We start from the raw sequence: 16510 nt of genomic DNA on the forward strand, positions 1-16510 counted from the left end.
AATCTGATGAGCGTTAATGTTGCCATCAACGGGTTCGGGCGGATCGGCCGTCTGGTTCTGAGGGCACTCGCCGAGAGCGGTCGCGACGATATCAAGGTCGTTGCCATCAACGATCTGGGACCGGTCGCGACGAACGCACATCTGCTGAAATGGGACAGCAATCACGGCCGCTTCCCGTTCGACGTGAAGGTCGACGGTGACACCATCGATTACGGCAAGGGCCCGATCAAAGTGACCGCCGAGCGCGACCCGGCGAACCTGCCGCACAAGGATCTCAAGGTCGACATCGTGCTGGAATGCACCGGCCTCTTCACGAAGAAGGAAGATGCGGCGAAGCACATCTCCGCCGGCGCCAAGCGCGTGATCATCTCGGCCCCGGGCACCGGCGTCGACCTCACCGTCGTCTACGGCGTGAACCACGACCAGATCACCGCCGAGCATACGGTGATCTCGAACGCCTCCTGCACCACCAACTGCCTTGCTCCGGTCGCCTACGTGCTGAACCAGGCCATCGGCATCGAGCGTGGCTACATGACCACGATCCACGCCTACACGGGCGACCAGCCGACGCTGGACACCATGCACAAGGATCTCTACCGGGCCCGTTCCGCGGCGACCTCGATGATCCCGACGAGCACCGGTGCGGCCAAGGCGGTCGGGCTCGTGCTGCCGGAACTCGCCGGGAAGCTCGACGGCTCCTCCATCCGTGTGCCGACGGCAAATGTCAGCCTGATCGACCTGAAATTCACGCCGAAGCGCGACACCACCGTCGAAGAGGTCAACAAGGCGATCATCGATGCCGCCAACGGCAAGCTGAAGGGCGTCCTCGGCACCAATGACGAGCCGCTGGTCTCCATCGACTTCAATCACAATCCGAACAGCTCCACCTTCGACCTGAAGCAGACCCAGGTGATCGAGGGCAAGCTGGTGCGGGTGGTCAGCTGGTACGACAACGAATGGGGCTTCTCCAACCGCATGCTGGATACCACCGCAGCGGTCGCGGCGACGCTCTAACAAGCAAAGGGAAGGACAACGGCGATGAAAATCACCCAGCGCGTCAAGCGCATCCTCGACGGTTATGAGAGCGACTGCCCGGGCACCAAGGCGAACCTCGCCCGCATCCTGATGCAGGGCAAGCTCGGCGGCACCGGCAAGCTCGTGATCCTGCCGGTCGACCAGGGCTTCGAGCACGGTCCGGCCCGCAGCTTCGCGCCGAACCCGGACGCCTACGATCCGCACTACCACTTCAAGCTGGCGATCGATGCGGGTCTCTCGGCCTATGCCGCCCCGCTCGGCATGATTGAGGCCGGTGCCGACACCTTCGCGGGCCAGATCCCGACGATCCTGAAGGTGAACAGCTCGAACAGCCTCGCCCGCGACAAGGAAGGCCCGAGCCAGGCGCTGACCGGTTCGGTGCAGGAAGCGGTCCGTCTCGGCTGCTCCGCCATCGGCTTCACGATCTATCCGGGCTCGGACAACGCCTTCGAGATGATGGGGCAGATCCGCGAGATGACCGAGGAAGCCAAGGCCTACGGCCTCGCGGTCGTGGTCTGGTCCTATCCGCGCGGCGGCGACCTCACCAAGAAGGGCGAGACCGCGGTCGATATCTGCGCCTATGCCGCCCACATGGCCGCCCTGCTCGGCGCCCACATCATCAAGGTGAAGCCGCCGACCGAGCATCTCGAGCTGGAGGCTGCGAAAAAGTCCTACGAGGCCAACAAGATCGCCATCGGCACGCTGGCCGAGCGCATCGAGCATGTCGTGAAGTCCTGCTTCAACGGCCGCCGCATCGTCGTGTTCTCAGGCGGCGAGGCGAAGGATCTCGACGGTCTCTACAACGAGATCCGCGGCCTGCGCGACGGCGGTGCCAACGGCTCGATCATTGGCCGCAACACCTTCCAGCGTCCGCGCGAGGAAGCGATGGCCATGCTCAACACCATCATCGACATCTACAAGGGCAAGGCGTAAATCTACGCCTTGATCCTGCGTTTCGCGGCGCCCGCCTGACGCGGGCGCCGTTTTCGTCTGAAGAGCCGAAACATGCCCGATCCAAGCTGCGAGCTTTACCTTATCACCCCGCCGAAGATCGACCTCGACGCCTTCGCCGAAGATCTTGCGGCGGCGCTCGATGCCGGGCCGGTCGCCTGTCTGCAGCTTCGCCTGAAGGATGTCTCGGACGACGAGATCAAGCGCGCGGCGGAGACCCTGCTGCCGGTCTGCCATGCGCGCGGCGTGCCGCTGCTGATGAACGATCGCCCGGATCTCGCCCTGCTCGCCGGCTGCGACGGCGCCCATGTCGGCCAGAACGACACGCCCTACGTGGCGGCGCGCCGCGTTCTGGGCGACGAGGCGATGATCGGCGTGACCTGCCACAACTCGATCCATCTCGCGATGGAAGCGGCCGAGGCCGGCGCCGACTACGTCGCTTTCGGGGCCTTCTACCCGACCGAGACCAAGGAAATCCTGCACCACGCCGAGATCGAGACCCTGGAGGCCTGGGCCTCCTTCTCGACGGTCCCCTGCGTCGCCATCGGCGGGATCAATCTCGAGAACGCGAAACCTCTGATCGAGGCGGGGGCGGATTTCCTCGCCGTGATCACGGCGGTCTGGAAACACCCGGGCGGGCCGGCGGCGGGGGTGAAGGCGTTTAACGAGCTGTTCGAAGGCTCTGCCTGAAACGGTTCGCGATCAGGCGAACCTCGCGTCGAATTCCGCGATAGGTGTCGGGCGGCCGAGGAGGAAGCCCTGGCCGGTCTTGCAGCCGAGAAAGATCAGCGCCTGTTTCTGTTCTTCCGTCTCGATACCCTCGGCCACGCACCCCACGTCCAGGGTCTCGCTCATGCCGAGAACGATCGAAGCCATGCTGCGCCGGGCGTTCGGCGTATCCAGATCCTTCACGAAAGCGCGGTCGATCTTGATCGTGTCGATCGGCAGACGATCGAACTGGGCAAGGGACGAATAGCCTGTCCCGAAATCGTCAAGCGCGATCCGGAAACCTTTCTCCCTCAATGCCCCGACAAGAGACTGGGCCGACGCGTCGTGATGCATTGCGACGCCTTCGGTCACTTCGAAGGAGACCGTTTCGGGGGTCAGGCCCGTCCGCCGCACGGTCTCGAGGAGATGATCCAGGAAGCTCGAACGGTTCAGATCCTCCATCGAAAGATTGACCGATACCGGCAAGGCGGGGCCCGCCTTCCGACGGATTGACCAGGCACCGACCGTCTCTAGAACGAAATCGGTGAGGGAGCCCGTCAGCCCCGCGCTCTCGGCGATCGGGATGAATTCGCCAGGCGCGACCGCTTCGCCGTCCAGCGTCCAGCGCAACAGGGCTTCGGCGCTCTTCAGTTCCCCTGTCTGCAAATCGACGATCGGCTGGAGATGGACCTCGAATCCGTCGAAATTCCCTATGGCACGGCGCATTTCCGACTGCAGCATCACGCGGCGTTCCGCGTCGGCGCGCATCTTGAGGTCGTAGCGCACGGTCTTCCCGGCCTCGGCCTGCCGTACATGCAGGAGAGCCGATTTCGCCGCGCGCAAGACGGTTCCCGGATCCCGCTCGATATCGGCCAGATCGAGGATGGCAGAGGTCGCCGCAGTCGAAAACTCGATCGCATCGATCCGCCTTGGCTTCGTCAGGACGGCTTCCAGCCAGTCCGCGTCGAGCTTCTCGGTCTCCGCGAGAATCGCAAAAACACCGTCGTCCAGGCGGGCGACGACTCTTCCATCTGTGTTCAGGTCGCCGTAGATTTCCTTCAGAAATTTCTGGGTGGCGGCGAAGCCATAGGTCGCGGCCATCGTCCGATAGGACTCGATGTCGGCCAGCGCCACGCAGAGATTGCCGAGCGGCGATGTCTCGAAACGTTTCTCAAGCGCCCGTTCAAAAGCGTTCAGATTCGGCACGTTCAGAACCGTGTCGACATAGGCGAGATTGTCGAGCTTCTCGACCAGCGCCAAATTCTCGAAACTCAGCGAGATCTTGTTCGAGAAGAGCTTCAACAGGTCCAGATCGGGCTGGGAAATCTCGAGGTCCGTTTCGAGCAGGACGATCAGCCCGCGCCCGTCGTCGGTCGTGAAGTGCAGCGTCATATAGCCGTCCCGGACCAGCGGCCGGGCGTCCGGAACGGCGGTCTCGATCCGTTCCCGAAGAACGGGATCGGCAACCTCGGTGCTCAGCTTACCCATCAGATGGGCAAAATGACCCGTCGCACTGATCACCCTTCCCACCGTCTCCGACAAATCACCGGGCTCTTCGTCAAGGGGATAACTGATGACGATCCCGTGCGCCGCGATATCGAGCAGCCCGGCGACCTGCGTCAGCACGCCCTGGGAGAACAGTTCCAGATTGGTCCTGCGAAACAGCTGGTTCGAGCTTTCGATAATGAGCTCGAGCCCGTCCCGGCCCCGCTCGATGACCCGAAGATGCTCATAGGTACGGATGCAGGCCGTCAGCACCGTCACCAGACGACGTCGGGTGAGTTCGCCCTTGGTGCGGTAATCGTCGATCTCGTACTCGTCGATCACCGTGCGCTCCGGCGCATATCCCGGATGGCCGGTCCGGAGCACGATCCGAAGCTTGTCCAGCCCGGCGGCCCGCAGGTCCCTGACCAGTTCGAGCCCGGAATCGTGTTCTTCCATGACAACGTCAACCAGAGCCACCGCGACATCGCCGAGTTCGCCGATCATCGCGAGCGCGTCCTGTCGGGACCTTGCATGCAGCAATTCTACCGGACGGCCGAAAATCTCCATGTCGCGAAGCGCGAAGCGGGTGGCCTGATGCACGTCATCCTCGTCGTCGACGACAAGGACTTTCCAGGGACGCCCTTTCGGATTGGAGGGTCCTCCGCCCTCGTCATCGATCAGGTCGAACCTGTCATCATCCGGACTGGCGAAATCACCCGACATCATAGGTCCTTTCCATGGCTTCCCGGTTGCGCTCAGGAGCCTTGAGAGGCAGAGCGACGAGAACCGACGTGCCGTCACCGAGAGCGCTTTTTGCGCGGATGCTGCCACCAAGCGTTCCGGTCACGATATTGAACGCGATACTGAGGCCGAGGCCGCTGCCGCCCTGCCCCATTCTGGTGGTAAAGAACGGCTCGAAGATCCTCGCAAGCGTGTCCGGAGGCATCCCGACCCCGTCATCGCGCACCTCGATCTCCAGCATCTTCTCCGCTTTGTCGCGGGCGATCATCGTCACGGTGCCGGGCGCCCGGCCTTGGAAGGCATGCGCCCTGCAATTCTCAACTAGGACAATGAGCACCTGGGACAAGGCACCGGGGTAGCTGTCCAGAACGGCCTCGGTCTCGATCTCCGCATAGAGCGTGATCCCGTCGTGCCTCAGTTGGGATTTCAGCGAGGCGGCGACGCCGGCGATGATCTCCTGGAGCTGGAACTCCCTGCGCTGCTCGCTCGCCTGATCGACCGCGACCTGCTTGAAATGTCCGATCAGGCCGTGCGCGCGCTCCAGCCCGTCGAGAATGATGCGGGTCCCGTCTTTCAACTCACCGATGAACTTTGTGATGACGGAACGTCTGAGGCTTCCGCTGGCGACGTCTTTCTCGAAATCGTCCACCCGCTCCGCCAGAGTGCTGGCAACCGTTACCGCATTTCCAACGGGCGTGTTCAGTTCATGCGCCACCCCCGCGACCAGACGGCCGAGGCTCGCCATCCTCTCGGAGCGCTCCAGGTCCTCGGCCGCGCGCCGCTTGTCCGTCTCCGCTTCGTGACGAAGTGTCAGCGCCATCGAGAGGACATAGGCGAATAGTCCCACGACAATAAGGCCCGCGCCCGCGACGAGCGGATTGGCATGTCTCCACATCGCCCCGGCCGTCACGCCCGGAACGAAGGCGACGATCTTCCAATACTCGTCATCCTTGACGACCGCACCGTCCCGGCCGTCCTGAAACAGCGCGGATTCGGGGTAGAGGGTCCGAACGATCACCGTCCGGCCGTCGAATACGAACTCTCCGCCGTCGGCGCTTTCGATCCTGGACCAGAGTGCCGGCTCCTCGCCGGCAAGCGTGGTCTCCCGGCCGAACATGAAGCCCCACAGGCGATCACGCTCGACGCCGGCCAGCCAGTATCCGTCTGCGTTCAGGATCTGAAGCGGCGTATGTGACGTCAGCCCGCGGCGGTCGAAAGACTCAAGCATCCGGCTCAGCGCGACATTGACAATCACGATGCCAACGGTCGCGCCGCCGCGGTCGAAAACCGGGGTTGCAAGCCGGATCATGGGGCGCCAGGGCGTCTCGACGGCACCGAATTCCACATTCAGATCGATTGCGGAGATATAGATACCGTCGGCGGGAAGACCGATCGAGCTGCTGAAATAATAGCGTTCGGCCTTGTTCTGAAGGTCCGTTACGATCTCGACGTCCTGGGTATCGGGATTGCGGTCCACCCGCACTGTTTCCAAGCCGTCACGATCAATCAAACGGAGTTGGGCGATCAGCGGCTTTTCCCGCACGAAGATGGAGAAGTCGGCCATTACGGCACCGGAATCCCGAACATCGCCGTCAATGTATTCTCTCAGGCTTTGCAGCCCTGCCACCGCGCGCAGATCCGACGCGAAGTTCCGCAACGAATCTCCCATCAGGTTGCTCTCGGCACTGATCGCGGCGACTGCAGCATTGCGCTGCTCGGCGATATCGGCGCGGGTGACGAGATAGAGGGAGGCGAACCAGATCACGAGGAATATCCCGGTCAAACCGGGAAAAATCAGTGTGAAGTATCTGACAAAGACCGGAGAGAGAGCTCCCTGCGAAAGGCCAACCATTGCCATGCCATCATTCGCTCTAACTACTTGAGACAGATCTTCAGCTGTCTCGCAGCATCGAGCCAAATCCTTGACCAACGATTAACGCGTGATGGTTTCTCGCGTCAAACTCGCATTATAATTGCATCAAATGCAGAGTTTTTTCCATTGTTCATCGAAAGCATGAAGATCAGGCATGCGTTCCGGAGCGAGCGCGGCCGATAGACTTCACCGGCGCAACCTGATAAAAGCGCGCCGCACCCGATATTGCGTACGTTCGCGCGCTTTCCGCGCGACGTCGGCCACTATGATTGCTCGACGGACAAAGACATGAAAATCAACGGCAACGCCATCCGCATCGGAAACGTCATCGAACACAAGGACCGCCTCTGGGTCGCCGTGAAGACCCAGGCCGTGAAACCCGGCAAGGGCGGCGCCTTCAACCAGGTGGAACTGAAGGACATCCGCAACGGCACCAAGCTGAACGAGCGCTTCCGCGCCGACGAGCAGGTCGAGCGCGTGCGCCTCGAGCAGCGCCCGGCGCAGTTCCTCTTCGCCGAGGAAAATCTGCTGACCTTCATGGACAACGAGACCTACGAGCAGACCCAGATCTCTACCGACCTGATCGGCGAGAACGCGGTCTTCCTGCAGGACGGCATGGAAGTGCAGATCGAAAGCTACGAGGGCGAGCCGCTCTCGGTGCAGCTGCCGGAAACCGTGGTGCTGGAAATCGTCGAGGCCGACGCGGTGGTGAAGGGGCAGACCGCCTCTTCCTCCTACAAGCCGGCCGTGCTCGAGAACGGCGTGAAGATCCTCGTGCCGCCGCATGTCGAGGCCGGCACCCGCGTCGTGGTGCGGACCGAAGACAGCACCTATGTCGAGCGCGCCAAGGACTGATTGAGGACGCCGGCCCCCGGGCCGGTTTCTGCCAAGCCCTAAATCGAACTGGAGAGACCATGGCGACCCGCTCGCCCGCGATCAACGTTATGGTGAAAGCCGCCATGAAGGCGGCCCGGCAGCTGCTGCACGACTTCAACGAGGTCGAGCAGCTCCAGGTCTCCAAAAAGGGACCGGCGGACTTCGTGTCGACCGCCGACACCGCGGCCGAGAACACCATCACCAGCGAGCTGAAACGCGCGCGGCCGGACTACGGCTTCCTGCTCGAGGAAGGCAATGCGGTCGAGAGCAAGGATCCGCAGGGCCGGCGCTGGATCATCGATCCACTCGATGGCACCACGAACTTCCTGCACGGCATTCCCCATTTCGCGATCTCGATCGGGCTCGAGGAAGACGGCGAGATCGTCTCCGGGATCGTCTACGAGCCGACCCGGGACGAGATGTTCTGGGCGGAAAAGGGCAAGGGCGCCTACCTCAACGACCGCCGTCTGCGCGTCTCGGCCCGCCGCAACATGGAAGACAGCGTGTTCGCGACCGGCATCCCGACCCTGCGCGGCAACGATCACGGCACCTACCTGAAACATCTCGAGGCGGTGATGACCCGCTGCTCGTCCGTGCGCCGGTTCGGTGCCGCGGCGCTGGATCTCGCCTATGTCGCCGCCGGCCGCTACGACGGCTACTGGGAGCGCGGCCTCAGCGCCTGGGATATCGCGGCGGGCATGCTGCTGGTCAAGGAAGCCGGCGGCTACTGCACCGACTACAAGAACCGCGACAAGTGCATCGAGACCGGCGAGGTGGTTGCCGCGAACGACGCCGTCCACGGCAAACTCCTGAAAACGCTCCGGGATGCCACGAAGGCCTAAGTGCCCGTGACCCTCGCCAGAAGCGCCAGCCGCTGATTCAGCTACAATCTTTGTGTGTAATTTTTTGATTCAGGTCATGTTTTATTAACCTGAAACACTGAGGTTGGGCCTTTGCCACAGACCGGAACAGTCCTGCCACGCCTGCGGGCGTGGAGGGAGTGTTCCGTTTCGCTGTCGGAGAAGGCCATGAATCACCTTAGGATTTCCACACGCGTCCTGCTGATCAGCGCCATCGCCCTGATCGGCTTCATCGCTATCGGCGGCGTTATTCTCTGGCAGGATTCCGTTCGCTCCGCGAATGCTGAGCGGCAGCGACTTGCGCTGGCACGTTTCAACGACGTGCAGGATATGGAGATCCTGTTCCTGAACGCCCGGAGGCGCGAGAAGGACTTCCTGCTGCGCCTCGATGCCGACTACATCGGAAAGCACAAGGCGGTCTCCGAGCAAATCCTCCAGATCGCCGAGCGGCTGGCCACCGAGGTCGAGGGAAGCGACTTACAGCGCCTGGAGACCGTTCGCAGCGATTATCAGGCCTATGATCGCCAGTTCGACATGATCGCGGAAAACTGGATCACCATGGGCCTGGATGAGAATTCGGGTCTCCAGGGCAAGCTAAGGACAGCCGTGCAAGGCGCGGAGGAACTGATCGGACAGCATGCGACCGACGACCTCATGGTGAAGCTGCTGATGATGCGCCGCCACGAGAAGGACTTCATCCTCCGCCTCGATCCGAAATATGTCGGCCGGCTGGAAAAGCGCATCGAGGAGTTCACCGAAATCCTGAACGGCAAGGGAGATCTCGGAGCGACGATCAAGAGCGACATTCTCGCCGCTCTGGATATCTATGAGTCCACGTTCAGGAAATACACGTCATTGCGCCTTGGGATCGGCGAGCAGACCAATATCCTCTCGGACCTCTATGCCAAAGCCGAGCCTGTTCTGGACGAATTGCGCGACTCGATCCGCTCCGACTACGAGGCCGTCACTGCGGAGGTCGCGATTGCCAACCAGCAGTCCCTCATTCTGACGGGCGTATTGATCTTCATCATCGGCGCGACATGCGTCGTGATCGCCCAGATCGTCGGCCGCTCGATCAGCAGGCCGATCTCCGCGCTCTCGCAACAGATGTTGCGGCTTGCCGATGGCGACAAGTCGATCGAGGTCGATACCGGCGGCAAAGACGAAATCGCCGACATGGCGCGCATGGTTCAAACCTTCAAGGAGAACATGATCCGCAACGAGCAGCTGCAGGCGGAAGCGCAGGCCAAGCAGGAAGAGGAACTGCGCCGTGCGGCTCACGTGGACAGCCTGACCAGTTCGTTCGACAACGAAGTTCAGGCGCTCCTCGACAGCCTCAGCAAGTCAGCCTCGATGCTACAGAAAACCTCCGAGGACATGTCACGCAACGCGGAGGAATCCGGGGACCGGGCCACCAACGTCGCCAGCGCAACGGAGGAAACCACTGCAAACGTCCAGACCGTGGCGACCGCGACCACCGAGCTCTCCTCCTCGATCGCCGAGATATCCTCTCAGGTCTCGAATGCCACACGCGTCGCGAACGAGGCCGCAGGACAGGCCAGCGAAACCTCCGCAGCAATCGACGCGCTGAGCGAGACCGCCGACCGGATTGGCGAGATCGTGACCCTGATCCGCGAGATCGCCGAACAGACCAACTTGCTTGCGCTCAACGCGACGATCGAGTCGGCCCGGGCCGGCGAAGCGGGCAAAGGGTTCGCCGTCGTCGCCTCGGAGGTCAAGAATCTCGCCGGACAGACCGGCAAGGCAACAGAAGAGATCGCGGCCCAGATCGGTGCCATCCAGTCCAGAACCGCCGGAGCGGTCGCCGCCATCCGGTCGATCGTCGCAAAGGTGGAGGAGATGGAAAACATCACCAGCTCGATTGCGGCAGCGGTCGAAGAACAGAATGCCGCGACGCAGGACATCTCCCGCAATATCGAGGACGTTGCCGCGGCGGCGCAGGACGTCAGCAGCAATGTCAGCTTTGTCGGTCAGGCGTCGCAAAACACCAGCCGCATGGCGGGCGAGGTTCTGAATGCATCCAGTGAGGTGGGCGAGCGTTCCGCCACGCTCGGCGAGCGGATACAGAAGTTCCTCACGTCCGTTCGCGCCGCATGACGCGCTGCGGGTAGAGCCCGCCACACGCCCTTAGGCTGTTGTCGCCAAAAGCCGTGATGGGATAAGGTCTTCCGACGACCGATTCTCCCATTGAGGACGCGCTGCATGGCCGCAACACGATATCCGGGCCGACGCCCCGCCCTACTTCTTCTCGCAGGCCTGCTCGCCTTGCCGGCAGGCGCCGCACTCGGCGAGGAAACCGTCTATATCGGCGGCACCGGCGAGCAGGTCGAAATCAATCTCGATGTGCTCGAGGCGCTCGGCACCCCGCCGAACGTCGCCGGCCTGTTGCGCGCCGACATCCGGCGCAGCCAGGTTCAGAACGGCATGCCGTTGCCGCTTCCGGGCGAAGTCCGACAGCCGGTGACCCAAGGCGCCCCGATGCCGCCGCCGAGCCGTCCGGCGCAGATGACGCGGCGCCTGACCGCTGCGCCGCAGCCAGCGGCCGCCATCGCCCCCGTGGCGCCGAGACCGCCGGCGGCCGCGCTTCCGACGGCCCGCCGCATCGCTCCGGAACCCTCCGCCCCGACACGGACGGCAGCCGTCCCGGCGGCGCCGCGCGTTGCCACACCGGCACCGAGTGCGCCGAAAGTCGCATCTACTCCGGCACCGACGGTCGCCGCGCCGGCGAGGGTCGCGATTCCCGCACCGACGCCCCCGGCACCGCAGGCCTCCAGCGGAACAGCGGCCAAGAGTCCCGCCATCGAAGTCCCGGCGCCGCCCGCCTCCAGCACCCGCACGGCGGCCGTCGCACCGCCGCCACCGCCAGCGGTGATCGCGGAGACGCCGAAAGCTCCGCCCGCCGCCAAGACGCCGGAACCAGCAACTCAGGTCGCGTCCGCCCCCGCCGCTCCGAAAACACCGGCTCCCGCCGCATCGGCGAACAGCGCCGCCATCAGCGTGATTTTCGAGACAGACAGCCAGGAGCTGCCGGGAGATGCTTCCAGCACGCTCGGAAGCATCGCCGCGAGAATGAAGGCGAACAGCGAGCTCCGGGTCCAGCTCATGGCCTATGCGACCTCCGGCGACCGGTCCGAAGCGAAGGCGCGGCGCCTTTCGCTCTCCCGCGCGCTCGAGGTCCGGTCCTTCCTGATCCGCGAGGGCATCGCCAGCACCCGCATGGATGTGCGGGCGCTCGGCGACAGGGCTCCCGGAGCGCCGGGCGACCGGGTCGATCTGACCCTGGTCGAACGCTGACGGAGACGACGCGCCGACGGGCGCGGGAAGCGGACCGAATATCGCCGCATTTCCCGTCCATACATCCGGACTCGAAACCGGAGCACACTATCCAGGGCCGCTCCGCGCGGCCCGAGTTCAGGGGATCGATCAGGTGACCAGACCAACGCGTTTTCTCGTCCGCATGGCGATATTCCTGTTGCTCGTCGTGGCGGTCGCAGTGCTGCTCTTCGCCCCCCTGTTCGACGCCTTCATGGCCAACGCGGCGCTGAACGGGATGATCCTGGCGACGCTCGCCATCGGCATCCTCTACATTGTCCGCCAGGTTGTCTCGCTCGGCCCGGAGGTCTCCTGGATCGAATCCTACCGGACCTCCCAGCCCGGCCTCTCGATGCAGCAGGCGCCAACCCTCCTGGCGCCGGTCGCGACCATGCTCGGCGAGCGGCGGGACGAACGGGTCAGCCTCTCGGCCATGTCTCTGCGCTCGCTGCTCGATTCGATCGATGCGCGCCTCGACGAAAGCCGGGACATCTCGCGCTACATCATCGGCCTGCTGATCTTCCTCGGCCTGCTCGGCACCTTCTGGGGCCTGCTGCAGACGGTCGGCGCGGTCGGCGACGTGATCAACAGCCTCAGCGTCGGGAGCGGCGATCTCGGCACCGTCTTCGACGATCTGAAGTCCGGCCTCGAAAGCCCGCTCGGCGGCATGGCGACGGCCTTCAGTTCCTCGCTCTTCGGCTTGGCCGGCTCGCTCATCCTCGGCTTCATGGAGCTGCAGCTCGGCCAGGCACAGAACCGCTTCTACAACGACCTGGAGGAATGGCTTTCCGGCCTGACCCGGCTCAGCTCCGGCGGCGGCGTGCTGGCGGACGGGGAGCATTCGGCCAGCGCCTACCAGACCGCGCTCTGGGAGCAGACGGCGGACAGTCTCGACAAGCTGCAGCGCGTCATCCTCCGGAGCGAGGACGATCGCCGGCAGGCCAACGCCAACCTGATGGCCCTCAACGAGAAGCTCGGCACCCTGGTCGACCAGATGCGGGCCGAGCAGGATCTGATGGTGAAGCTCGGCGAGGCCCAGCTGGAGATCCGGCCGGTGCTGGCCAAGATCGCCGAAGGCCAGACCGGCGGACGGGACGAACTGATGCGCACCCATCTGCGCAATATCGAGGCCTATGTCGCGCGCCTCGTTGAGGAAGCCTCCGAGGGCCGCAACCGCACCGTGGAGGAGATCCGTCAGGAGATCCGGCTGGTCGCGCGGACCATCGCGGCGCTCGCAGAGGAAGAACGCTAGGGGAGCGCGGCCATGTCCGCCCGCAGCCGCGCCGCGAGGCGCGACACCAATATCTGGCCCGGCTTCGTCGACGCGCTCGCCACGCTTCTGATGGTGATCATCTTCGTGCTGATGGTCTTCATCGTCTCGCAGTTCTATCTGACCCAGGCGCTCTCCGGGCGCGACGAGGCGCTGAAGAACCTGCAGGCCGAGATCGCGCAGCTCTCGGACCTGCTCAATCTCGAGCGCGAGACCAATGCCGAGCTGCGCCTCAACGTCGCCCAGCTCTCGACCGAGCTGCAGGCCTCCATCGCCCGCCGCGACGCGCTCTCCCAGCAGGTCACCCAGCTGATATCGCAGCGCGACCAGCTCGAGGACAGGCTGGCGGAATCGGTGCGCGACAAGGCGAACATGCAGCAGCGGCTCTCCGAACTGGAAAACAGCCAGGCCGGGCTCGACCAGCGCCTCTCCGAGGTGCTGAGCGAACGCGACGCCCTGCTCTCCAAGCTGCGCTCGGTCGAGAGCGAGATGGCCGTGGTCAAGGCGGAACGGGACGAGGTCAGCGCGGGGCTCGAGGACGCCTTCAAGGTAATCTCGGCGGACCGCGAGACGATCAAGACGCAGCTGGCGGAACTGGAAAGCCTGCGCCGCGATCTGCTCGCCCTGAAGGAAGCACGCGAGCGGCTGGAAGGCGAGGTCGCCGAGCTGGCAGCGCTCAAGCAGACGCTCGAAAGCGATCTCGGCGAGACCCGGGACCAGCTCGACGCCGCGAAGATGACGGCGGAGGAGCGGCAGGCCCGGATCGAGGAACTGCGGGCGGAAATGAGCGCCCTGCGCGACCGCTCGAAGGAACTGACGGCCCAGCTCTCCAGCAGCGAGGAACGCACCCTCCTGCAGCAGCAGGAGATCGAGGCGCGGGATATCCGGCTTGCCGAACTGACCGCCAATTTCAGCGAGACCGCCGCGGCGCTCGGCGCCGAGAAGGAACTCTCCGCCAAGGCGCAGGAAGAGGTCGCTTTGCTGAACCGGCAGATGCGGGCGCTGCGCGAACAGCTCCTCGCCCTGCAGGAGGCGATGGACGCGCTGGAGGCGGTGAACAAGGAGCAGAAGGTCGAGATCGTCGATCTCGGTGCCAAGCTGAACCGCGCGCTCGCCACCAAGGTGCAGGAGCTGGCAAAGTTCCGCTCCGAGTTCTTCGGCCGCCTGCGCGAGGTGCTGAGCGGGCGCGAGGGTATCCGCATCGTCGGCGACCGCTTCGTCTTCCAATCCGAGGTGCTGTTCGACAGCGGCTCCGACCAGATCGGTCCGCGCGGCGAGATTCAGCTCCGCCAGTTCGCCGACCAGCTGAAGGACATCGCCTCGAAGATCCCGACCGAGATCGACTGGATCCTCCAGGTCGAGGGTCACACCGATCCGGTGCCGATCTTCAACGAGCGCTTCAAGAACAACTGGGACCTCTCCGCCGCCCGCGCGATCTCGGTCGTGCAGACCCTGATCGCGGAAGGGATCCCGGCGAGCCGACTCTCCGCCACCGGCTACGGCGAGTTCCAGCCGATCGACGAACGCAAGGACGAGATCGGCAACCGCCGCAACCGCCGCATCGAGATGAAGCTGACGCAACGGTAAATCTCTCCCAGGTCGTCATTCCCGCGAAAGCGGGGACCCAGAGATCGTAGAACTCGGCCCGTCTTCCCTGGGTCCCCACTTGCGTGGGGATGACGAAAAGTGATCGCGATTTGCCCTGCTATCTCTATCCGCCGCTTGCCGCCTTCGCGGCGGAATCCAGCATTTTGAGCGCAAATTGAACCCATCCATACTCGGCCGGAAGTGCTGTTGCCAGTTCCTTCAGCCCTCCAAGCATGAGCAAAGTGACGCTGATTTTAAAAACCAGCTCGACACCTTGAAGTGAACCATCTCGCGCGCACTTCACCGGTTCCTTGAAGAGTGTCGAGAGTGCATTGCTAACAACCAGTATCAAGTCCTTCTCGATCTCCGGGGGCGGACGGCGCTCAGCTGGGTCCGCGCGGAGATCTAAAATGGATCCAGCACTGGCAGCCACCGCAACATCTGTCAGATCTGTCTTGACCTCGTCATCAGCCAAATCGTCAGCATGTGCAATATTCAAGGCTACTCTCGCCGCAGAGTTTACAGCATCCTCAGGAAACTGTTCGCGCGCATCAGCACGCCATTCGTTCCAAGCGTCGAACTGAGGCATGAACATTCCATGGGACGCCGCCAAAGCAACGACCTCGGCAGCTGCGTCTTCCATCAGAATTGAATCTGCCCGTTCGGCTACAGCGGAGATACGAGTTCCATGCACTCCAAGTGCGATGACGTTCAGCTCTTCATATGTATCGCCCATCGCTCTTCGATAGGCTTTGAGCGCGCTCTCCAATGCGGTTGAGTTTCTTCCCGGATTTAGGATTTCGACGGACTTTAGGATGTCCTCGTGAGCCTTCCACGCGTCCCGGAGCCTCTTTTCCTGAGCGGCTGTCCGTGCAGCAGGCGAAACACCAAAACTGCGGTGAAGGATGCCGTCTTCTCCAAGCTCAAACGCTTGGCTTGCAGGCATCTGTTCTGGCACCTGTACGCGATATTTTGCTTCAATATCCGCAATTAAAGCATTCACATGCTTAGGGCCATTTGCCCAGTCTTGATCTGAAATGCAGATTCGGTCCACTTCGAGATCAGCTATAAATTGGCGGCTTCTCTTATTTGTTAGACCGAATAATCTGTCCTCGTACCACTCGGTCCAAACAGACCAGTTGGAGTCCAAAGAAATGAGCGTCTCTTTGAGGTCCCTCCAAGAATCTAGGAATAGCTTAGGTACTTCCTGTTCCCAAAGCGGTCGTCGAAGCAGAGCTTCATGCCTAACCCCGGCTCCGAGAGCGAGGATATCTGCATGAATTTCATGGTCATCTATGGAACTAGCTAGGAAAACCGCATCTGCTGCACCTTCGCTGGCAGCAGTATCATCCATAGCTACCGCGGAAGCCGAATAAGCGCCTGCTGCATAAACAGCTGCTTCTATAGCGATTCCTGCGTCGTCATTTGATCGATGGATGGCCCCTATATTAAGGACGCCTTCCGATGCATCCTCTATATAGTCAATAATGCTTCGCTCTTTATCAGGTCGAAGACCACCCAAATAGGGCGGCGCAAGTCCCCGAAAAATCGGCAACATAAACTTCGCTGAGCGTGATGGCGGATCATCACCGATATAAACAGCGAGGGCCGGAATAAGTCTAAGTGCAGATCGAGTAAGTACCGTCAACGTCGATTCAACTGGTTGCTCCTCAAACCAACGCTGTAAGCCTTTTCGATTTCGAAGCTTAACCAAATCGGATCTCGATTAATGGGACTTCTTGCGAATCTCTACAATTTAAACGCTTCTCGCAACCGAACTTTTTCCCTGAA

At 62.6% G+C, this 16510-nt stretch carries 12 protein-coding genes; 9 read left to right on the forward strand and 3 right to left on the reverse strand.

Going from position 1 to position 16510, the window contains the following annotated elements; genetic code table 11:
• Positions 1–6 precede the first annotated feature (6 nt).
• The 3 genes from gap to thiE all read left to right on the forward strand — a co-directional run bounded on the left by gap (position 7) and on the right by thiE (position 2676).
• The gene (gene gap / locus JJ959_RS07685; RefSeq protein WP_292881685.1) at positions 7–1014 is read left to right on the forward strand and encodes a type I glyceraldehyde-3-phosphate dehydrogenase; all 1008 of its coding nucleotides are present in this window, start codon (positions 7–9) and stop codon (positions 1012–1014) included.
• 24 nt (positions 1015–1038) lie between these two features.
• Positions 1039–1968 (forward strand): class I fructose-bisphosphate aldolase, encoded by a 930-nt coding sequence (locus JJ959_RS07690; protein ID WP_292881688.1) that lies wholly within the window; start codon positions 1039–1041, stop codon positions 1966–1968.
• Between the two features lie 72 nt (positions 1969–2040).
• Positions 2041–2676, forward strand: coding sequence for a thiamine phosphate synthase (gene thiE / locus JJ959_RS07695; protein WP_292881691.1), 636 nt, complete (start codon positions 2041–2043; stop codon positions 2674–2676).
• 12 nt (positions 2677–2688) lie between these two features.
• Here the strand turns inward: thiE and JJ959_RS07700 are convergent, their stop codons facing one another.
• The gene (locus JJ959_RS07700; protein WP_292881693.1) at positions 2689–4905 is read right to left on the reverse strand and encodes an EAL domain-containing protein; all 2217 of its coding nucleotides are present in this window, start codon (positions 4903–4905) and stop codon (positions 2689–2691) included.
• Positions 4892–6685, reverse strand: a complete 1794-nt coding sequence (locus JJ959_RS07705; protein ID WP_292881695.1) for a sensor histidine kinase — start codon at positions 6683–6685, stop codon at positions 4892–4894. The genes JJ959_RS07700 and JJ959_RS07705 overlap by 14 nt, the downstream gene beginning before the upstream one ends.
• Before the next feature lie 396 nt (positions 6686–7081).
• Here JJ959_RS07705 and efp point away from each other — a divergent pair, with 396 nt between their 5' ends.
• The 6 genes from efp to JJ959_RS07735 all read left to right on the forward strand — a co-directional run bounded on the left by efp (position 7082) and on the right by JJ959_RS07735 (position 14719).
• Positions 7082–7648 (forward strand): elongation factor P, encoded by a 567-nt coding sequence (efp, locus tag JJ959_RS07710; RefSeq protein WP_292881698.1) that lies wholly within the window; start codon positions 7082–7084, stop codon positions 7646–7648.
• Between the two features lie 59 nt (positions 7649–7707).
• On the forward strand, positions 7708–8511 hold the full coding sequence (locus JJ959_RS07715) for an inositol monophosphatase family protein (protein WP_292881701.1): 804 nt from the start codon (positions 7708–7710) through the stop codon (positions 8509–8511).
• A 186-nt stretch (positions 8512–8697) separates the two neighbouring features.
• Positions 8698–10647 carry a methyl-accepting chemotaxis protein gene (locus tag JJ959_RS07720; RefSeq protein ID WP_292881704.1) on the forward strand — a complete coding sequence of 650 codons (1950 nt, stop codon included), beginning with the start codon at positions 8698–8700 and terminating at the stop codon, positions 10645–10647.
• 105 nt (positions 10648–10752) lie between these two features.
• Entirely contained in the window at positions 10753–11844 is a 1092-nt protein-coding gene (locus JJ959_RS07725; RefSeq protein ID WP_292881705.1) for an OmpA family protein, read from the forward strand.
• A 133-nt stretch (positions 11845–11977) separates the two neighbouring features.
• Positions 11978–13114 carry a MotA/TolQ/ExbB proton channel family protein gene (locus JJ959_RS07730; protein WP_292881708.1) on the forward strand — a complete coding sequence of 379 codons (1137 nt, stop codon included), beginning with the start codon at positions 11978–11980 and terminating at the stop codon, positions 13112–13114.
• Positions 13115–13126: 12 nt separating this feature from the next.
• The gene (locus JJ959_RS07735) at positions 13127–14719 is read left to right on the forward strand and encodes a peptidoglycan -binding protein (protein WP_292881711.1); all 1593 of its coding nucleotides are present in this window, start codon (positions 13127–13129) and stop codon (positions 14717–14719) included.
• A gap of 124 nt (positions 14720–14843) precedes the next feature.
• On the opposite strand, the gene JJ959_RS07740 is transcribed toward JJ959_RS07735, so the two are convergent.
• A complete protein-coding gene (locus JJ959_RS07740; protein ID WP_292881714.1) occupies positions 14844–16433 on the reverse strand; it encodes a hypothetical protein in 1590 nt (529 codons plus the stop codon).
• Positions 16434–16510: the final 77 nt, after the last annotated feature.

This window comes from Nisaea sp., from assembly GCF_017640745.1.
Lineage (GTDB): Bacteria > Pseudomonadota > Alphaproteobacteria > Thalassobaculales > Thalassobaculaceae > Nisaea.